This is a genomic window from Citrobacter sp. RHBSTW-00881, assembly GCF_013728515.1.
Classification (GTDB): domain Bacteria; phylum Pseudomonadota; class Gammaproteobacteria; order Enterobacterales; family Enterobacteriaceae; genus Citrobacter; species Citrobacter braakii.
The window spans coordinates 1,694,036-1,714,479 of record NZ_CP056269.1 but is presented as its reverse complement, the minus strand read 5'-3'; the positions used below and the strand labels follow the sequence as shown (position 1 = coordinate 1,714,479).

The following is a 20,444-nucleotide window of genomic DNA, read 5'->3' as shown; positions in this document are numbered from 1 at the left end:
ATCATTCTGGCTGTCATTCTCCTGTCATCTTATTCATCTTTAAAATGATTGGGTTGCGTCTTTTTTATCCCGATTGTTCTTAATTTAGGCAATGCCGGTTATTCACTTTCTGTATCAATTTTTCTTATAAGAAATCACGTAAATTCACTCGCAATGACCGGACCGATCGGGTAATCTCGAACTCGTTTTGCCTCGCGGGATAATTATTCTCTTCAGGAATAAATTTGTGCGTTCTGCCACAGATTTGACCTTAAAGAATTGTCTCATCGTGCGATGGTAATTAGTCTCGTCACGTTTGGCATTTTTTATAACGATATTTATCGTTAAGGACTTCAAGGGAAAACAAACAAAATGGTCAAATCTCAACCGATTTTGAGATATATCTTGCGGGGCATACCCGCGATAGCAGTTGCGGTTCTGCTTTCTGCATGTAGCACAACGAACACCGCCAGGAATATGCATTCTGAGACGCATGCTGTGGGCAATGGAGATAACTCTTCACTGCAAGCCTCTCAGGATGAATTTGAAAATATGGTCCGTAATATAGATGTTAAATCACGTATTATGGACCAGTATGCTGACTGGAAAGGCGTGCGTTACCGCCTTGGCGGCAGCACCAAAAAAGGTATTGATTGTTCAAGCTTCGTACAACGTACGTTCCGCGAGCAATTTGGTTTAGAGCTTCCTCGCTCAACCTACGAACAACAGGAAACGGGTAAATCCGTTTCGCGCACTAACCTGCGCACAGGCGATCTGGTTCTGTTCCGTGCTGGCTCCACTGGCCGTCACGTCGGTATTTATATCGGCAACAACCAGTTCGTACACGCCTCGACCAGCAGCGGCGTTATCATTTCCAGCATGAACGAACCTTACTGGAAAAAACGTTACAACGAAGCTCGCCGGGTCCTGAGCCGCAGTTAATTTCGTTTGGCAGCTATCCCTTGGCTATCCTGATGAGACATTTTGAAAAGCACTGCTTCGGCGGTGCTTTTTTTTTGCTTTGTCTTGTGACTAAGAAAAATCTCACAAGGTGAGTCATTTCAGGTTATATTCATACAGAATAAGCGGTTAACTCAGGTAAACATAAGGAACTATGTTTAAACGCTCCTCTTCATCCAATCAGAAAATCCTGCTTTCCTGTATGTTAACGGGGCTTATCGTCGCGCTCCTGGTGAGTACCCTGCAATTTTTCGTGACCTGGCATAAACGAGACATTAAGTACGACACGCTTCTTTCCGATATCCAGAATTATGTCAGCAGCTACTTCGCCGATCTCAAATCCACCACAGATGACCTTCAGCCACTGGTCGCCAACAGTTGCCAACAAGTCGCTGCTCAACTGACCTCCAGCGCGGCCTTTAGCCTCAACGTTCGCGCATTTTTACTGGTCAAAAACGGCATTGCTTTCTGCTCCTCCGCAACGGGCGCAATGTTCACCCCGATTTTAGATCTGGTCCCAAGCCTCGATATCAGCAGAAATATTGATGTGGAATTACTCCCCGGTACGCCCATGATGCCGAACAAGCCGGCGATAATGATTTGGCACCGGAACCCATCGTTCACTGATAGCGGCGTGTTTACCTCACTGAATATTAATCTGGCCCCTTATCTGCTTTACACCGCCCGACAGGATGATTTTAACGGTATTGCCATAGTCGTCGGTGATAACGCGATTTCAACATTTTCATCACGGATTATTGATGCCTCCGCTCTGCCCCACTCTCACTGGCGGCAGGCGACCCTGGAAGGTATTCCGCTACAGATTCGTTTATATGCCGATGAGTGGACCTATACCGACATCTGGTATTCGATTATGTTGGGATGCATGGCGGGGATTATTGCCGCGCTTCTTCTCTGGTACTACATCTACACCATCCGTTTACGTCCGGGCAAAGATATCCTCAACGCTATCAAACATAACCAGTTTTATGTGGTGTACCAGCCCGTCGTAGAGGTGCAGACACTGGAGGTGAAAGGTGTAGAGGTGTTATTACGCTGGAATCATCCAACAACGGGTGAGATCCCTCCGGATGCTTTTATTCACTACGCCGAATCCCAGAAAATGATTGTCCCGCTGACCCAGCATCTCTTTAAGTTGATAGCCCAGGACGCACCGATGCTGCAAAAAGTGTTACCCGCTGGTGCAAAATTGGGGATCAATATCGCGCCAACGCATCTGCACGGCGAGACGTTTAAAGACGACATTCATCACCTGCAGGCCTCGCTTCCCGCAAACCATTTCCAGATGGTGCTGGAAATCACCGAACGGGATATGCTTAATCAACACGAGGCCACAAAGCTTTTTGAATGGCTTCATTCAGCAGGTTTTGAAATTGCCATTGATGATTTTGGCACCGGTCATAGCGCGCTGATTTATCTGGAACGCTTTACCGTTGACTACCTGAAAATCGATCGCGGCTTTATTAACGCCATTGGAACAGAGACCCTGACCTCTCCGGTTCTGGACGCCGTGTTGACACTCTCTAAGCGTCTTAATATGCTGACGGTGGCTGAAGGGGTTGAAACGCCTGAGCAAGCCCGTTGGCTACGCGATCGTGGAGTGCATTTTTTCCAGGGATACTGGATTAGCCGACCATTAAAACTTGCTGATTTCGTGCGTTGGATGGCGCAGCCCAATAAGCCGACGTGGTGATCGCAGTATGCGAATCATATACTCTCACTCGCCGCCACATCCCTTATCTTTCAGGCATGATGCCCGTCGGGTTGTGGCAGGAAAAGGAAATCGCATTTAATGATCCCTCGCGTATTGCTGCTGTTTATCGCCCTCATCGGGTTTAGCGCCGAGGCGCAGTCCATCAAAGAAAGCTATGCTTTTGCCGTACTGGGCGAACCGAAGTACGCGTTTAACTTTAATCACTTTGATTACGTCAACCCTGCGGCCCCCAAAGGCGGGCAAATCACCCTCTCCGCCATCGGCACGTTCGATAACTTCAACCGCTATGCGATGCGCGGTAATCCCGGAGCACGTACCGAAACGCTTTACGATACGCTGTTTACTACCTCTGACGATGAACCTGGCAGCTATTATCCGCTCATCGCCGACAGCGCACGCTATGCTGATGACTATTCCTGGGTAGAAATCGCCATCAATCCGCGAGCACGTTTTCACGATGGCTCACCCATTACTGCCAGCGATGTCGCATTCACCTTCCACAAATTTATGACTGAAGGCGTGCCGCAATTTCGCCTGGTCTACAAGGGAACAACGGTAAAAGCGATCGCGCCATTAACCGTACGTATTGAATTAGCCAAACCGGGTAAAGAGGACATGCTCAGCCTGTTTTCATTACCCGTGATGCCAGAGAAGTACTGGAAAGATCATAAGCTCAGCGATCCCTTATCATCGCCTCCGCTCGCCAGCGGTCCTTATCGCATCACGAAATGGAAGATGGGTCAGTACATTGTCTATTCGCGCGTCAACGATTATTGGGCCGCTAATCTGCCCGTCAACCGTGGCCGCTGGAACTTTGATACCATCCGCTACGACTACTATCTGGATGACAACGTCGCCTTTGAAGCGTTTAAGGCCGGAGCGTTTGACCTGCGTCTTGAAAACGATGCCAAAAACTGGGCGACACGTTATACCGGTAAAAATTTCGCGAATCATTACATCATCAAAGATGAGCAAAAAAACGAATCCGCCCAGGATACGCGTTGGCTGGCGTTTAATATTCAGCGCCCGGTGTTCAGCGACCGACGGGTGCGAGAAGCCATCACCCTGGCCTTTGATTTTGAATGGATGAATAAAGCTCTGTTCTATAACGCCTGGAGCCGGACCAACAGCTATTTTCAGAATACCGAGTATGCCGCTAAAAATTACCCCGATGCGGATGAACTGGTAATACTTGCGCCCTTGAAAAAAGATCTCCCCCCTGAGGTCTTCAGCCAAATTTATCAGCCGCCGAAATCAAAAGGCGATGGCTACGATCGTGACAACCTGTTGAAAGCCGATGCCTTACTGGAGCAGGCCGGATGGGTACTTAAGGGACAACAGCGCGTAAACAGCGCCAACGGTAAACCTCTGAGCTTTGAACTGTTGCTCCCGGCGGGCAGTAACAGTCAGTGGGTGCTGCCGTTCCAGCACAACCTGCAGCGCTTAGGCATTACAATGAACATCCGCCAGGTTGATAACTCACAAATCACAAACCGGCTGCGCAGTCGTGACTATGACATGATGCCGAGATTGTATCGCGCAATGCCGTGGCCAAGTTCGGACCTGCAAATTCTCTGGGCCTCTGAATATATTGACTCCAGCTATAACGCCCCGGGCGTGCAAAGCCCGGTGATCGATAAACTGATCAACCAAATCATCGCGGCGCAGGGTGATAAAGCCAAACTAATCCCACTTGGTCGGGCACTGGACAGGGTATTAACCTGGAACTACTACATGTTGCCGATGTGGTTTATGGCAGAGGATCGCATCGCCTGGTGGGATAAGTTTTCGCATCCAGCTATTCGCCCCATTTATACCATTGGTCTCGACAACTGGTGGTACGACGTTAACAAAGCGGCGAAACTGCCAGCAGCCAGACGGCAGGGAGAATAAATGGGCGCTTATCTGATTCGACGTCTGCTACTGGTGATCCCAACGCTTTGGGCCATCATCACCATCAACTTTTTTATCGTGCAGATTGCCCCCGGTGGTCCGGTTGAGCAGGCCGTCGCCGCTATTGAGTTCGGACAAAGCGGGGCATTACCCGGCGCGGGTAGTGAAGGCATTCGCGCCAGCCACGCGCAAACCGGCGTCGGCAATATCAGCGACAGTAATTACCGAGGCGGCCGTGGTCTTGACCCGGAAGTGATCGCCGAAATCACTCGCCGTTACGGGTTCGATAAGCCCATTCATGAGCGTTATTTTAAAATGCTCTGGGACTATATTCGTTTCGATTTCGGCGACAGCCTGTTTCGTAGCGCCTCAGTGCTGACGCTTATCAAAGACAGCCTGCCTGTTTCCGTCACGCTGGGGCTATGGAGTACGCTCATTATCTATCTGGTGTCGATACCGCTTGGGATCCGCAAAGCCGTTCACAACGGCAGCCGATTTGATGTCTGGAGCAGCGCATTCATTATTATTGGCTATGCCATACCGGCCTTTTTGTTTGCGATTTTACTGATCGTCTTTTTTGCCGGGGGCAGCTATTACGACCTGTTCCCGCTTCGCGGACTGGTTTCCGCCAATTTTGATTCCCTGCCCTGGTATCAGAAAGTGACCGACTACCTTTGGCATATTACCCTGCCAGTGCTGGCGACGGTGGTTGGGGGTTTTGCCGCGCTAACCATGCTGACCAAAAACTCATTTCTGGATGAGGTACGCAAACAGTATGTCGTCACCGCGCGCGCCAAAGGGGTCAGCGAGAAAAACATTCTGTGGAAACATGTGTTTCGCAATGCCATGTTGCTGGTAATCGCTGGCTTCCCGGCAACGTTTATCAGCATGTTTTTTACCGGTTCGCTGCTGATTGAAGTGATGTTTTCGCTTAACGGTCTGGGACTACTGGGTTATGAATCCACCGTATCACGTGACTACCCGGTAATGTTTGGCACGCTCTATATCTTCACCCTGATCGGTCTGCTGCTGAATATCCTCAGCGACATCAGCTATACGCTGGTCGATCCCCGTATTGATTTTGAGGGACGCTAATGTCGCGATTAAGCCCCGTCAATCAGGCCCGCTGGGCGCGTTTTCGCCATAACCGTCGCGGCTATTGGTCGCTGTGGATTTTTCTACTGCTCTTCGGCCTTAGCCTGTGTTCAGAACTGATTGCCAATGATAAGCCGCTACTGGTGCGCTACGACAATAGCTGGTATTTCCCCCTGTTCAAAAACTACAGTGAAAGCGACTTCGGCGGACCATTGGCAACCCAGGCTGATTATCAGGATCCGTGGTTACAGCAGCGCCTGGAAAACCGGGGCTGGATCCTGTGGGCGCCGATACGCTTTGGAGCCACCAGCATTAACTTTGCCACTGATAAGCCCTTCCCTTCCCCGCCTTCTGCACAAAACTGGCTGGGAACGGACGCCAACGGTGGTGATGTGCTGGCACGGATCCTCTACGGCACTCGTATTTCTGTCCTGTTTGGATTAATGCTAACCCTGTGCTCCAGCGTGATGGGGATTATGGCTGGCGCAATCCAGGGCTATTATGGCGGCAAGGTGGATCTGTGGGGGCAACGATTCATTGAGGTTTGGTCAGGTATGCCAACGCTGTTTTTGATCATACTGCTGTCGAGCGTGGTCCAGCCAAACTTCTGGTGGCTACTGGGCATTACCGTGCTGTTTGGCTGGATGAGCCTGGTTGGCGTGGTACGCGCGGAATTTTTACGTACCCGAAACTTTGATTACATTCGTGCTGCCCAGGCGCTCGGCGTGAGCGATCGCAGTATTATTCTGCGCCATATGCTGCCCAATGCGATGGTCGCCGCCCTGACCTTTTTACCGTTTATATTATGCGCCTCGATCACCACTCTGACCTCGCTGGATTTTCTTGGCTTCGGCTTACCGCTTGGCTCGCCGTCGCTGGGAGAACTCCTGTTACAGGGTAAAAACAACCTGCAGGCACCGTGGCTTGGCATCACCGCGTTCATCTCCGTTGCCCTGCTATTATCGCTACTGATATTTATTGGTGAAGCGGTACGCGACGCGTTCGATCCCAACAAGGCGATTTAAGATGACACAACCACTGTTAGCTATTGAAAATTTATCGGTAGGTTTTCGCCAACAGGAAACCGTGCGCACCGTGGTCAATACCCTCTCACTGAGGGTTGATGCCGGGCAAACTCTGGCGCTGGTGGGCGAGTCCGGTTCGGGTAAAAGCGTGACCGCGCTTTCTATTCTACGGTTATTACCGACCCCTCCCGCAGTCTACCTTTCCGGCGACATCCGTTTTCATGGTGAATCATTGCTTCATGCCGATGAGCAGACGCTTCGCGGCGTTCGCGGGAATAAAATCGCCATGATTTTCCAGGAACCAATGGTGTCGCTAAACCCGCTTCACAACCTTGAAAAACAGCTGTATGAAGTGCTGTCGCTGCATCGGGGAATGCGTCGGGAGGCCGCGCGGGCAGAAATACTGACCTGTCTGGATCGGGTCGGCATCCGTCAGGCGGCCAAACGTCTCGCAGACTATCCGCACCAGCTGTCCGGCGGTGAACGCCAGCGCGTGATGATCGCCATGGCGCTGCTGACGCGACCGGAGCTGCTTATTGCCGATGAACCGACCACCGCGCTGGATGTCTCCGTACAGGCGCAAATCCTGCAGTTGCTGCGGGAGCTACAGCGCGAACTGAACATGGGATTACTGTTTATCACCCACAACCTCAGCATTGTGAAAAAACTGGCCGATACCGTTGCGGTGATGCAAAACGGCCAGTGCGTTGAGCAAAATCGAGCAGCACAGCTGCTCACTGCGCCAACGCATCCCTACACGCAGAAATTGTTAAACAGCGAACCTTCCGGCGATCCGGTGCCTGTACCTGCCGGGCAAGCTCCATTGCTGGAAGTGGAAAAACTCTGCGTCGCCTTCCCCATCCGTAAAGGTATTCTGAAGCGCGTGGTGGACCATAACGTTGTGGTTAACAACGTCAGTTTTTCCCTCCGCCCCGGTGAAACGCTGGGGCTGGTCGGGGAGTCAGGATCGGGGAAAAGCACTACCGGGCTGGCGCTACTGAGGTTAATCACCTCACAGGGAAGCATTGTGTTCGATGGCCTGGCGCTGCATACCTTAAATCGCCGCCAGCTGTTACCGGTACGTCACCGCATTCAGGTCGTGTTTCAGGATCCCAACTCCTCGCTGAACCCGCGCCTGAGCGTGCTACAGATTATTGAGGAGGGACTGCGCGTTCATCAGCCAACTCTGTCAGCCGAACAGCGCGAAGCGCAGGTGAAAGCGGTAATGGCGGAAGTGGGACTGGATAGCGAAACGCGGCATCGTTACCCGGCGGAGTTTTCCGGCGGTCAACGTCAACGCATAGCCATTGCCAGAGCCTTGATTCTCAAGCCTTCCCTGATCATTCTGGATGAACCAACATCGTCGCTCGACAGAACCGTACAGGCGCAAATCCTGACGTTATTAAAGTCTTTACAGGAAAAGCATCGCCTGGCTTATATCTTTATCAGCCATGATTTGCACGTAGTACGCGCGTTATGCCATCAGGTTATTGTGCTAAGGCAGGGAGAGGTCGTGGAGCAAGGACAATGCGAGCACGTATTTAACGCGCCACAGCAGGCATATACGCGTCAGCTGCTCGCGCTAAGCTGACGCTCAAAACGGATTGTTATTTGAAAACGGCTCTGCGATGGCCACGCCGAAATTTTTCAGTCTGCAGGTCGCGGCAAATTCATCCTGACGATTCACAAACAGGCACGGCTCCCCTTCGCATTCCAACACGGAACAAGGTACCTCAATGTCGCTGAGGGCCTGGCTGAGTTTATGCATGACTGACCACGCACTGTCACCATCAGGGCTAAGCAATTTGAGCGCCACCAGGCTGTTCTCATTGCTCTGACCGTTTTGCGGAATCGGTTCAACCTTTGAACCTGCGAAACCCACCGACCAACGATAGCACTGTGGCAGACGATGAACGATTGAGAGTTGTAATGTCATCACTTTCTTTCCCTGGAAGTACAATCACTTCACAATTATTTTACATCAATATTAACACATCATTGACAATACGTCTTTAAACAGTTCGTAAACGTTTACACCCTGACTTTATGCTGCTTTCCGAACCAAATATTTAAATTTATTCAACGGTTCTGGCATATTTCCGCGCTATATGTACTCGTTTCTGCGATCTAACTCAACCTTTTTAACTACAATGATGTGACTTTTTACATAAATTGATTTTACATAAAATAAACATAAGCGGGGAAATTGATAGATTTTCGGTTGATGTACATCAACTCTGGAGGCCCTATCGCCCCCAGGTTGTGTAATAGATCACCGTTTTTTAGCGCGGCTGGCGTAGAGATAGAAGAGAATTGAGCAGGTAGCGCAAAACGCTATCGACCAGATCATCGGCCAGGCCGAGTTAAAGGTCGCCAGTGACAGCAGCGCCCCAACGATGGCGCCAATGCCAAAACGGAACGTCCCTGCCAGCGATGACGCCGTTCCCGCCATATGTGGAAATTCATCCAGAATGACCGCCATGGCGTTGGATGACACCATCGACACGCAGCCAACAAACGCCGCAACGCCCACCACCAGCGCCCAGAAACCAACCCCGAACAGCGCGCTAAAGACCATCCAGCCCGCCATCACGAATTGGATCCACAGGCCAGTACGGAACATATTCAACGCCCCAACCCGACGAACAAAGCGGCTGTTGATGATGGTCATCACGAACAGGAAAACAATGTTCAGCGCGAAGTAATAGCCGAAATGCTGCGGTGAAACGTGGTTGATCTCAATGTAAACAAAAGGTCCGGCGCTCAGGAACGAGAACATCCCGGCAAAACTAAACCCACTGGCCAGCATATAGCTCAGTACACGCTTGTGGCGAAACAGCGAGGCAAAGTTGCCGAGAGTAGTACGCAAGCGAAACGGCTGGCGGCGCTCAACCGGCAAGGTCTCTTTGATCAGCGTAAAGATCATCACCGATGCCAGAATAGCCGCCACGGCGAGGATCCAAAAGATGTAGTGCCAGCTCAGCCATACCAATACCCAGCCGCCCACGATGGGTGCCAGTAAGGGTGCAATTGTCGTGACCAGCATGACAAATGACATCATGCGCGAAAACTCTTCCTTCGGATAGATATCGCGCATCAGGGCGTTGATAACCACGCTCGCCGCAGCCGCAGCCAGACCATGGAAGAAACGCATCACGATCAGTTGATCGATAGTTTGTGCCAGCGCACAGGCAACTGCCGCCGCCGCAAACACCAGCGTCCCGCCCAGAATCACCGGCTTGCGCCCAATGCTGTCAGCCATTGGACCATAGAGTAACTGCCCCACCGCGAACCCAAGAATATAGGTACTGAGGGTCATCTGCGCGCTACCTGCAGGCACACCAAACTGTTCAGAGATAACAGGTAGTGCCGGAAGATACATATCAATCGACAACGGCATCAGCATGGCTAACAAGCCAAGGATAAAGACAATGGCAATTGACGAGTTCTGCCGGGTGGTCACATTTAGCTCCTGAAATTAACGCGGGGTTAAGTTAACGCTGGCGATTTCTTCTTCGGTCAATGGACGGTATTCACCCGGCTCCAGATCCTCATCAAGCTTGATGTCACCAATCCGTTCACGGTGCAGTTCCACAACGTGGTTACCGACGGCGGCAAACATACGTTTAACCTGATGATAGCGCCCTTCGCTGATGGTCAATCGCACCTGAGTTGGCGTAATAACCTCCAGCACGGCCGGTTTGGTCAGGTCTTTCTCATTATGCAGTTGTACGCCATGGGCAAACTGTTCAGCGGTATCATCTGCCACCGGCGACTCCAGCGTCACCAGATAGGTTTTCTCACAATGGTGACGTGGCGAAGTGATGCGATGCGACCACTGTCCGTCATCGGTCATCAGCACCAGTCCGGTGGTGTCGATATCCAGACGCCCTGCCGCATGCAGTTTGTAGGCAACCGGCTCATCAAGGAAATAGAGCACTGTCGGGTGATCCGGGTCATCCGTTGAACAAACATAACCCTGAGGTTTATTCAGCATAAAATAGCGCGGGCCATTTTGTTGAATCAGGGAATTACCGTCATATTCTACGTCGTGTTCTGGCAGCAGCTTAAAGGCACTGTTTTTGACGATTTCACCGTCGACGGTAACGCGGTTAGCACGGATCTCACGCCCGGCAATAGCGCGGCTGACGCCGAGTTGCTGAGCGATAAATTTATCAAGTCGCATGAGTGTGATTTTTGCCTGTAAAAAACAAGAAGCGGGATTGCGCCCGAAAAGTGGGACGATTATCCGCCCAGTATAGCGGCGTTACACCATCCCTCAAGGGAAATGATTCATGGCATACTATACATTGTTGCTGCTTACCTTAATGAGCCCATGATTTTTACTCTTCGCCCGTACCAAAAAGAAGCCGTGGATGCCACGCTCAACCATTTCCGCCACCATCGCACGCCAGCGGTTATCGTCCTGCCAACCGGTGCGGGAAAAAGCCTGGTGATTGCTGAACTGGCCCGCGTGGCGCGTGGTCGCGTGCTGATACTGGCGCACGTTAAAGAACTGGTCGCGCAAAACCATGCCAAATATCGCGCGCTGGGGCTGGAAGCCGATATTTTTGCCGCAGGACTGAAGCGTAAAGAGAGCCACGGGAAAGTGGTATTTGGCAGCGTACAGTCGGTAGCGCGTAATCTTGACGCCTTTCAGGGAGAATTCTCGCTGCTTATCGTCGATGAATGTCACCGTATTGGTGATGATGACGAGAGTCAATATCAGCAAATCCTCACTCACCTGACCAAAGTAAATCCCCACTTACGCCTGCTCGGGCTTACTGCCACTCCTTTTCGTTTGGGCAAAGGCTGGATTTATCACTTTCATTATCACGGTATGGTGCGCGGCGATGAAAAAGCGCTGTTTCGTGACTGCATTTATGAATTACCGTTGCGTTACATGATTAAACACGGCTACCTGACGCCGCCAGAACGCCTCGACATGCCGGTAGTGCAGTATGACTTCAGCCGCCTGCAGGCGCAGAGTAACGGCCTGTTTAGCGAAACGGATCTGAATCAGGAACTGAAAAAGCAGCAGCGAATAACGCCGCATATCATCAGCCAGATTGTCGAGTTTGCCCAGACGCGCAAAGGGGTGATGATTTTCGCCGCCACAGTGGAGCACGCCAAAGAAATTCTGGGCCTGCTGCCTGCTGACGATGCCGCGCTAATCACCGGAGACACGCCTGGTGCAGAGCGTGATGTGCTGATTGAAGAGTTCAAAGCCCAGCGCTTTCGCTATCTGGTGAATGTGTCGGTCCTGACCACTGGCTTCGATGCCCCGCACGTCGACCTTATCGCCATTCTGCGCCCGACGGAGTCAGTTAGCCTTTACCAACAAATTGTCGGTCGCGGCCTGCGCCTGGCGCCGGATAAAACCGACTGTCTGATCCTCGATTATGCCGGTAACCCGCACGATCTTTACGCGCCGGAAGTGGGGGCGCCGAAAGGGAAAAGCGATAACGTTCCGGTGCAGGTGTTCTGTCCCGCCTGCGGGTTTGCAAACACCTTCTGGGGCAAAACAACGGCAGACGGCACGCTGATTGAACACTTTGGTCGCCGCTGTCAGGGGTGGTTTGAAGATGATGACGGCCATCGCGAACAGTGCGATTTTCGTTTTCGTTTTAAAAACTGCCCACAATGCAACGCGGAAAATGATATCGCCGCCCGCCGTTGCCGGGAGTGCGACACGGTGCTGGTTGACCCGGATGACATGCTGAAAGCCGCGCTCAGGCTCAAAGATGCGCTGGTCCTGCGCTGTAGCGGCATGGTGTTACAAAACGGCCAGGATGAAAAAGGCGAATGGCTAAAAATCACCTATTACGATGAAGATGGTGCCGACGTTAGCGAACGCTTTCGCCTGCATACTCCCGCGCAACGTACGGCTTTCGAGCAACTGTTTATTCGCCCGCATACCCGAACGCCCGGTATTCCCTTACGCTGGATAACCGCCGCCGATATCCTCGCCCAGCAGGCGCTGTTACGTCATCCTGATTTCGTGGTGGCGCGCATGAAAGGTCAGTACTGGCAGGTCCGTGAAAAGGTCTTCGATTATGAAGGACGCTATCGTCGGGCACATGAATTACGCGGTTAATCGTACTTTTGATTGATGTACCAGCCGTTTAAGTATAGAATCTCGCCCGCTTTTGCATACGCAAAGCAGATCACTTACCTGTTGCTGGGTCGCCTGTAGCAGGAATTATTAAAGAGAGATTTAAATGTTTACTATCAACGCTGAAGTACGTAAAGAGCAGGGTAAGGGTGCGAGCCGCCGCCTGCGTGCCGCTAACAAGTTCCCGGCAATCATCTATGGTGGCGCAGAAGCCCCGGTTGCTATCGAACTGGATCACGATGCAGTTATGAACATGCAAGCTAAAGCTGAATTCTACAGCGAAGTTCTGACCATCGTTGTTGACGGTAAAGAAGTGAAAGTTAAAGCTCAGGCAGTACAGCGTCACCCGTTCAAGCCGAAGCTGGCACACATCGACTTCGTTCGCGCGTAATCGCCTACAAGTTGAAGAAAAACCCCGCCTCGGCGGGGTTTTTTTATGGGATTTTGTTGGCGGTAAAGATGAATCACGCAAGCCGGATAAGGCGTTAACGCCCCCATCCGGCAAACGGCTTTATTTCCCGCCCGAGGTACGACGCTGTAGCTGATCGCGCAGGTTCGGCGGCGTACCTTTGATGGTCAAAGTATCTGTGGCTGGATCCCAGAAAATACGCTCACCCAGTAACATGGCGTCGAAGTTGATGGTTAACCCGCCGCCGCTTCCGGCAAATTTGGTTAACTGACGCAGCGTGCTGCGATCCGCCGGGAAGCTCTCTTCCAGCTCGTAGCCTTTATCAGCGGTAAATTCGCTGAAGCTGACTTCACTGACGCCGGAAAGCTCTTTGGACAGCGACTCCAACTCGATCTCTTCACCGGCCTGCAGTTGCTCGTTGCAGTAGCTGTACACCTGCTGACGCACGTTCTGGCGTTCAGCTTTATCGAGTTGCGCCTCGGCGGTAAAGTCATCGACCGCCTGCAACAGGCCGCGGTTTTGCGCTTTGGCGTTAAGCCCCTCGCTGGCGCCCAGGAAGTCCATAAAGAAATCGGCGACTTTGCGCCCTACCCGCCCTTTCAGGAACGTCAGATAGCGCGTGGACTCCGGGTTGGTTTCCCACTCGGTTAAATCAATACGCGCCACGATATCCGCATGATTGATATCCAGATAGTGCGTCGGGTTGATATCCAGATTTTCATTGACGCGCATACTGCTTAAATTGTTCAGCACGGCGACCAGCAGATACTCTACCGCCAGATAGCGGTAATGGCAGAACAGGACAATGCCGCCATCAGCAAAAGGATATTTCGCCAGTTCGTCTCGCAAGCGCCCAGTCGCTGCACGACTAAAGGCCAGAAAATCCTCTTCGCCCTGACGCTGTAAACGCAGCGTTTGCGCCAGTTCACTCTCTGCGCTAAACAGGCCATAAGCTTTATTCTTGGCGCTGTACACCCGATGCAACTCAGCCATCATATCGACAACGGTCGCTGTCGGTTCCAGTAATGAATCGCGCAAGACCAGCTCAAGGTTCTGCTCGTCACGTTTGATAAGCTGGTGCAGGGCAATCTGGTTGATATCCAGACTCATGATAAACTCTCCTTTTAGACCGGGCGGTATTCAACCACCTACCGGGCAGTGACGCAATAGAAGATAAAAAAGCAGAAAAAAAACTGTCTGTACGGTAATATGTTGCCCTTTCATGAACAGACTGATTTCGATTTATGCCACAAATTTCCCGCTATAGTGACGAACACGTTGAACAACTGCTGAATGAGATGCTCAACGTACTGGAAAAACATAAGGCGCCAACCGACCTTTCCCTGATGGTACTGGGAAATATGGTGACTAACCTTATCAATACAAGCATCGCACCGGCCCAGCGCCAGGCGATTGCCAACTCTTTTGCCCGCGCATTGCAGTCTTCGGTAAACGACGACCAAGCGCATTAAGAGCCTGCTCCGGGGAAACGAACAACAGTTTATGGTAACTCATCGTCAACGCTACCGTGAGAAAGTCTCCCAGATGGTTAGCTGGGGGCACTGGTTTGCCTTGTTCAACATTCTGTTGGCCATGGTGCTCGGTAGCCGTTACCTGTTTGTCGCCGACTGGCCGACAACCCTTGCAGGTCGTGTTTATTCCTACCTGAGCGTTGTCGGGCATTTTAGCTTTCTGGTGTTCGCCACCTATCTGCTGATCCTGTTTCCCCTGACGTTTATCGTCATGTCCCAGAGGCTGATGCGATTCTTATCAGCTATTCTGGCGACGACTGGCATGACGCTGTTGCTAATCGACAGCGAAGTTTTCACCCGCTTCCACCTGCATCTCAATCCGATCGTCTGGGAACTGGTCATCAACCCAGACCAGAATGAAGCGGCGCGTGACTGGCAGCTGATGTTTATCAGCGTACCGGTTATTCTGTTAATTGAAATGCTGTTTGCGACCTGGAGCTGGCAAAAGCTGCGCAGCCTGACGCGTCGTCGCCATTTTGCCAAACCGTTAGCAGCATTCTTCTTCGTTTCCTTTATCGCCTCGCACGTGGTGTATATCTGGGCGGATGCCAATTTCTATCGCCCGATTACCATGCAGCGTGCGAATCTGCCGCTCTCCTACCCGATGACGGCACGTAAATTCCTGGAAAAACATGGCCTGCTGGATGCGCAAGAGTATCAGCGGCGCCTGATCGAACAGGGCAATCCGGAAGCGGTTTCCGTGCAGTACCCGCTCAGCGAACTGCGCTATCGCGATATGGGCACCGGTCAGAACGTGCTGCTGATTACCGTCGACGGTCTGAACTACTCACGCTTTGAAAAACAGATGCCTGCGCTGGCTGAATTCGCCGGGCAGAATATCTCGTTTACGCGTCACATGAGCTCAGGCAACACCACGGATAACGGCATCTTTGGCCTGTTCTATGGTGTTTCGCCAAGCTACATGGACGGCATTTTGTCGACCCGTACGCCTGCGGCGCTGATTACTGCACTGAACCAGCAGGGTTACCAGTTAGGGCTATTCTCCTCGGATGGCTTTACCAGCCCGCTGTATCGCCAGGCGCTGCTGTCAGACTTCTCCATGCCAAGCGTACAAACGCAATCTGACGAACAAACCGCAAGCCAGTGGATTAACTGGCTGGGACGCTACGCGCAGGAAGATAACCGCTGGTTCTCGTGGGTCTCCTTTAACGGGACGAACCTTGATAACAGCAACCAGAAGAACTTTGCCAAACGCTATGCCAGCGCCGCTCAGGATGTGGATGCCAATATTAACCGTGTTCTTAGTGCCCTGCGCGACTCCGGTAAACTGAACAACACAGTGGTGATTATTACCGCGGGTCGGGGCGTGCCGCTGACTCAGGAAGAGAACAATTTTGCCTGGTCGCGTGGCCATCTGCAGGTTCCGCTGGTTATTCACTGGCCGGGAACGCCTGCCCAACGCATCAATAGCCTGACCGATCATACAGACCTGATGACAACGCTCATGCAGCGCCTGCTGCACGTCAGCACGCCTGCTAACGAATACTCGCAGGGGCAGGATCTGTTCAATGCAAACCGCCGCCATTACTGGGTTACCGCCGCCGACGGCAGCACGATGGCCGTTACCACGCCAGAGATGACGCTGGTGCTGAACAACAACGGTAATTATCAGACCTATGATTTACGCGGCGAAAAAATAAAAGATCAGAAACCGCAGCTAAGCCTGCTGCTACAGGTTCTGACGGATGAGAAACGATTTATTGCTAACTGATTAATTATAAATCACTTAGCGATGCTTCCCCTTGCATTCGCAGCGGAAAGCAGTAGTATTAGCAGCCATAGCGTCGGCACGTAGCGCAGCCTGGTAGCGCACCGTCATGGGGTGTCGGGGGTCGGAGGTTCAAATCCTCTCGTGCCGACCAACTAATACCCTATTTTCAACAAGTTAGTTATGTAGTTGGAAATCTAATCGGGGCTAGGATTTTGTGTATGCAGACTTGATCTTTTGCCCCGACACTTCTACATAAATCCCTTGCATTGTCAATTCGCACTTTGTGAAGTTCATTACAAATATTACGCCACTATGACAGGTGCAAAAAATCATACCGCCATTTCATTACGGCATGAGCTATCAGGCTGCGCTACGTGCCGAAAAAATCAATCGAGCTTTTCAGCCCTCAACACCGTGAAGAGCAGGACACTGTAAAAGGGAATTTATTTGAGGAGAATCAAAACCACAGAACCCCACAGGAACATTTCTATGGGGCGGCATTGATATTCTTGAATGGAGTACAAATCAATAGGTGTTGCACACAACGCCATTACCCATAGGGTTGCAGGTTGTCGTAGTCATAGTCGGTGCTGCTGGTTGCTGCTGCTGTTGCACGGCTTGTTGCTGCTGCATTTGCTGGTTCGCCGCATTCAATCCATTCGTAAGACCTTGCATATCAGCGGCAGCGTAACAAGCCGCCTTATCACCGCTATCGCACATCGCCATTACCTGACCAACTGATTTAAAAGCATAACGACTGTTCCACATGCTATTAGGGTCATTTGTACAACCGCTGAGTACAACTAAAGAAACTGCCGCCATCATCAATAACTTAATCTTCATTTTTATTAACACCTAAGGAATTACCTAGACAATGTAAATTAATGTAAATCGAAACATTTTGTAAAGTTGTGATCTGAATCAATAGAAAATAATTAATCACGCTCCGTAAATACATAACCCATGCACTGTAAAGTAGTAACCCTGTCAGGATTCATTGCCACGAATTAAGCTGCTTAGGCTCTGTCACTGCGAACTGCCGCTCAAGGTGATTCGGGATAGCGATGTGTTCATGACCGCCGCGCTTATAACGGTGAGTAGGCTGCTGACAACTCACCAGCCCCAGCTCTTTCATGAGTCTGCCGGCAAGCCATCGTCCCATCCGGAAACCTCTCAGCGTTGCCATGGTCGCGATACTTCTTGCGCCAGCAGAGCCATGGCTGATGTTATGCAGCTCCAGAACCTGGCTGCGTAATACAGCCCGCCTGCCGTCTGGCTTTTCAGGATGGTTTTTCCAGTATTTGTAGCTGCTGCGATGAACCCCGAACACGTGGCAGAGTGTGGCCACTGGATAACGCGCCCTGAGCTTCCCGATTAACGAGAATTGTTCAGGGAGTCTGACATCAAGAGCGCGGTTGTAGATTCAATCTGTCAATGCAACACCCCTTTCAATTATCTCTTTCGGTGTTTTGAACTTCAGTGTCTTTCTCGGTCTGTTGTTTAGCTGAGCAGCAACCAGATCTAGTTCATGTTGAGTATATTGGGCAAGACATGTCTTTTTAGGAAAGTACTGCCGAATTAGCCCATTTGTGTTCTCATTTGTTCCCCGCTGCCAAGGACTCTGAGGATCGCAGAAGTAAACTTTAACGCCGGTGCTGACAGTAAATTCTAGATGTCTGGCCAGTTCCATTCCTCTGTCCCATGTCAGTGATTTTCTGAGTTCTGACGGTAAACTCAGGAATTTGTCGGTAAGAGCCTGATTTACTGAGACAGAATCTTTGCCCCTGAGTCTAAGGATGATCGTATAACGTGATTTTCGGTCTACAAGTGTGGCTATATGAGAGTTTTTTGTACCTGAGACTAAATCGCCCTCCCAATGCCCCAGAGAGCGTCTGTTATCGATATTTCGGGAACGTTCGTGAATTGGTGTTCCGTTCACTATGTTAATCGTACCTCTTTCGCCTTTGCGGGTATGACGCCTGCCATGGCGAAGGCTATGCGACCGTCGCAGATGCTGTATATTCAGGTGGTGTAGCGCTTCACGGCTACGAAAGTACAGCGTTTTATAAATTGTCTCAGGTGATATTCGCAGCGTTTTTTGACGTGGTTTTGTTCGCCTTAACCATCCTGATATTTGCTCTGGAGACCATTTCATCTCCAGCTTTTCCAGAACAAGCTTTCGCAATGGTAAATTTTGATCCAGTAAGCACGGTTTTGGCCTTTTCGCCATTCTGTTGGCTCGGTTATTAGCATCAACAGCTTTGTAATAGCGTCTGCCCCGATTACGCTGAACTTCACGTGAGATCGTCGAAGGACTGCGATTCAGCGCAGTAGCTATCGCACGAATGCTCATTTTGGCTGACAAACCAGCTCGTATCTCCTCGCGCTCAGACAGTGTCAGGTGAGCTACAGCCCGCTTACGCTCATGGGGTTTTATGCCGCCAGTATCCCTTAACATAGTGAAGATCGTTCCGGGTTTTGAACCCAGGATATTCGCTATTTCACTGAAGCCTGTTCCGTTCTTCCATAGTTCAAAAACAGAGGCTTTTTCCTCTGCTGTAAATGTTCGTCTCATTCAAAAAACCTCCGCAACCCCATGTTTTCACATAACTGTTGCGTTGACCAATTGAATCTACAGTAGCCTTTTTTAATATTTCATTTTCCATTTCAATACGTTGTAGCTTTTTTTTCAGTTCACGTATTTCGATTTGTTCCGGGGTTATTGGGGAGGCTTTTGGGATATTGCCCCGGCGTTCATCACGCACCTGTTTTACCCATCGTGTCATTGTGGAGAGCCCCACATCCATAGCACTGGCCGCATCAGCAACAGTGTAGTTTTGATCAACAACAAGTTGGGCTGATTCGCGTTTAAACTCTGCGCTGAAATTTCTTTTCTTCATTGAGGCACCTGAACAGAGGTGAGGATATCACCTCTGTTCAGGTGGCCAAATTCAGTGTGCCACTACAAAGTGAACGGGCCCGTTCACTTTGTAGTGAGATGAATAATGCCGAGAGCCTGTGAAAGTTCCATTTAAAAAGGTCCATGTAGAGACATGAACCCTTTTTACATCAACCACCGGATCGGTCAACCGATCCTTAAATGATCGGCATTAACCTTCATGGTTGGTTTTTTTATGCCTGCGATTCCACGTTCCTTATTATTACCCCGGCCTTTAGCACAGGTTTTACTACTTACCCATGCACAAATTGGGGTAAAATTTACCCTCTCATCAGCGCGATGAAACTAGACGAGTGATGCGCTGAAAACAATAATGATACTAATAAAAACTCAGGAGAATAGTATGCCTGAAGCAACGCCTTTTCGGGTGCTGATTGTCGACGACCACCCACTAATGCGGCGAGGAATTAGTCAATTATTGCAACTGGATCCCGCATTTAACGTAGTCGCGGAAGCAGGTGACGGTGCCAGCGCTATCGATCTGGCTAACCGTCTGGACCTGGATGTGATCCTGCTGGATCTCAATATGAAAGGCATGAGCGGACTGGACACCCTGAATGCGCTGCGCCGGGATGGCGTCACCGCGCAAATTATTATTCTTACCGTCTCGGATGCCGCCAGCGATGTGTACGCCTTAATTGATGCCGGCGCGGATGGTTATTTACTCAAAGACAGCGATCCTGAAGTCTTGCTGGAGGCCATTCGCAGCGGCGCCAAAGGCGGTAAAGCTTTTAGCACACGCGTCAGCGAATATCTGCGCGAACGCGATCTGTTCGGCGCACAAGAAGATCCCTTCAGCATTCTCACCGAACGTGAACTGGATGTATTGCATGAACTGGCTCAGGGGCTGTCGAACAAGCAGATTGCGTCAGTGCTGAATATTTCCGAACAGACCGTGAAAGTGCATATTCGCAACCTGCTGCGCAAACTCAATGTGCGCTCTCGCGTTGCAGCTACCATCCTGTTTTTACAAACGCGTGGAATGCAGTAATCCATGAAGAGGCCGGATA

Annotated in this window: 17 protein-coding genes, 1 tRNA gene and 2 pseudogenes; 12 read left to right on the top strand and 8 right to left on the bottom strand. The window is 50.9% G+C overall.

Annotation, left to right across the window (positions count from 1 at the left end):
* Window positions 1-351 precede the first annotated feature (351 nt).
* From mepS to yejF, 6 genes are all read left to right on the top strand, one after another.
* Window positions 352-921, top strand: coding sequence for a bifunctional murein DD-endopeptidase/murein LD-carboxypeptidase (mepS, locus tag HV311_RS08105; RefSeq protein WP_003027474.1), 570 nt, complete (start codon window positions 352-354; stop codon window positions 919-921).
* A 172-nt stretch (window positions 922-1,093) separates the two neighbouring features.
* Window positions 1,094-2,653 (top strand): cyclic di-GMP phosphodiesterase, encoded by a 1,560-nt coding sequence (locus HV311_RS08100; RefSeq protein WP_016156997.1) that lies wholly within the window; start codon window positions 1,094-1,096, stop codon window positions 2,651-2,653.
* A 99-nt stretch (window positions 2,654-2,752) separates the two neighbouring features.
* Window positions 2,753-4,567: an extracellular solute-binding protein gene (locus HV311_RS08095; protein WP_047500957.1), complete on the top strand. Its 1,815-nt coding sequence runs from the start codon at window positions 2,753-2,755 to the stop codon at window positions 4,565-4,567.
* Window positions 4,568-5,662, top strand: coding sequence for a microcin C ABC transporter permease YejB (locus tag HV311_RS08090; RefSeq protein WP_016153751.1), 1,095 nt, complete (start codon window positions 4,568-4,570; stop codon window positions 5,660-5,662).
* Window positions 5,662-6,687 (top strand): ABC transporter permease, encoded by a 1,026-nt coding sequence (locus tag HV311_RS08085; protein WP_053389538.1) that lies wholly within the window; start codon window positions 5,662-5,664, stop codon window positions 6,685-6,687. The genes HV311_RS08090 and HV311_RS08085 overlap by 1 nt, the downstream gene beginning before the upstream one ends.
* A gap of 1 nt (window position 6,688) precedes the next feature.
* Entirely contained in the window at window positions 6,689-8,278 is a 1,590-nt protein-coding gene (yejF, locus tag HV311_RS08080; RefSeq protein WP_049268560.1) for a microcin C ABC transporter ATP-binding protein YejF, read from the top strand.
* 3 nt (window positions 8,279-8,281) lie between these two features.
* Here the strand turns inward: yejF and HV311_RS08075 are convergent, their stop codons facing one another.
* From HV311_RS08075 to rsuA, 3 genes are all read right to left on the bottom strand, one after another.
* Window positions 8,282-8,626 (bottom strand): YejG family protein, encoded by a 345-nt coding sequence (locus tag HV311_RS08075; protein WP_029139605.1) that lies wholly within the window; start codon window positions 8,624-8,626, stop codon window positions 8,282-8,284.
* A 333-nt stretch (window positions 8,627-8,959) separates the two neighbouring features.
* Window positions 8,960-10,150, bottom strand: a complete 1,191-nt coding sequence (locus HV311_RS08070) for a Bcr/CflA family multidrug efflux MFS transporter (protein WP_016153755.1) — start codon at window positions 10,148-10,150, stop codon at window positions 8,960-8,962.
* Between the two features lie 15 nt (window positions 10,151-10,165).
* Entirely contained in the window at window positions 10,166-10,873 is a 708-nt protein-coding gene (gene rsuA / locus HV311_RS08065; protein ID WP_016153756.1) for a 16S rRNA pseudouridine(516) synthase RsuA, read from the bottom strand.
* Window positions 10,874-11,023: 150 nt separating this feature from the next.
* Here rsuA and HV311_RS08060 point away from each other — a divergent pair, with 150 nt between their 5' ends.
* Window positions 11,024-12,784 (top strand): DEAD/DEAH box helicase, encoded by a 1,761-nt coding sequence (locus tag HV311_RS08060; protein WP_191220944.1) that lies wholly within the window; start codon window positions 11,024-11,026, stop codon window positions 12,782-12,784.
* 124 nt (window positions 12,785-12,908) lie between these two features.
* Window positions 12,909-13,193: a 50S ribosomal protein L25 gene (gene rplY / locus HV311_RS08055; protein ID WP_016153758.1), complete on the top strand. Its 285-nt coding sequence runs from the start codon at window positions 12,909-12,911 to the stop codon at window positions 13,191-13,193.
* 120 nt (window positions 13,194-13,313) lie between these two features.
* On the opposite strand, the gene yejK is transcribed toward rplY, so the two are convergent.
* Window positions 13,314-14,321, bottom strand: a complete 1,008-nt coding sequence (yejK, locus tag HV311_RS08050; RefSeq protein ID WP_016157002.1) for a nucleoid-associated protein YejK — start codon at window positions 14,319-14,321, stop codon at window positions 13,314-13,316.
* Window positions 14,322-14,455: 134 nt separating this feature from the next.
* Between yejK and HV311_RS08045 the strand changes: the two genes are divergently transcribed.
* From HV311_RS08045 to HV311_RS08035, 3 genes are all read left to right on the top strand, one after another.
* The gene (locus HV311_RS08045) at window positions 14,456-14,683 is read left to right on the top strand and encodes a YejL family protein (RefSeq protein WP_003027506.1); all 228 of its coding nucleotides are present in this window, start codon (window positions 14,456-14,458) and stop codon (window positions 14,681-14,683) included.
* Between the two features lie 31 nt (window positions 14,684-14,714).
* A complete protein-coding gene (gene yejM / locus HV311_RS08040) occupies window positions 14,715-16,475 on the top strand; it encodes an LPS biosynthesis-modulating metalloenzyme YejM (RefSeq protein WP_191220943.1) in 1,761 nt (586 codons plus the stop codon).
* Between the two features lie 74 nt (window positions 16,476-16,549).
* Window positions 16,550-16,626: transfer RNA gene (locus HV311_RS08035), tRNA-Pro, on the top strand.
* A 374-nt stretch (window positions 16,627-17,000) separates the two neighbouring features.
* Here HV311_RS08035 and HV311_RS08030 read toward each other — a convergent pair.
* The 4 genes and pseudogenes from HV311_RS08030 to HV311_RS08015 all read right to left on the bottom strand — a co-directional run.
* Window positions 17,001-17,318 (bottom strand): hypothetical protein, encoded by a 318-nt coding sequence (locus HV311_RS08030; protein ID WP_094761810.1) that lies wholly within the window; start codon window positions 17,316-17,318, stop codon window positions 17,001-17,003.
* Between the two features lie 166 nt (window positions 17,319-17,484).
* Window positions 17,485-17,889: pseudogene (locus HV311_RS08025) on the bottom strand (IS3 family transposase); the annotation flags it as partial.
* A gap of 9 nt (window positions 17,890-17,898) precedes the next feature.
* Window positions 17,899-19,050, bottom strand: coding sequence for an IS30-like element IS30 family transposase (locus HV311_RS08020; protein WP_001254932.1), 1,152 nt, complete (start codon window positions 19,048-19,050; stop codon window positions 17,899-17,901).
* A 67-nt stretch (window positions 19,051-19,117) separates the two neighbouring features.
* Window positions 19,118-19,375: pseudogene (locus HV311_RS08015) on the bottom strand (transposase); the annotation flags it as partial.
* Between the two features lie 402 nt (window positions 19,376-19,777).
* Between HV311_RS08015 and narP the strand changes: the two are divergent.
* Complete coding sequence (narP, locus tag HV311_RS08010; RefSeq protein WP_016153764.1) at window positions 19,778-20,425, top strand: nitrate/nitrite response regulator protein NarP; 648 nt, start codon at window positions 19,778-19,780, stop codon at window positions 20,423-20,425.
* Window positions 20,426-20,444: the final 19 nt, after the last annotated feature.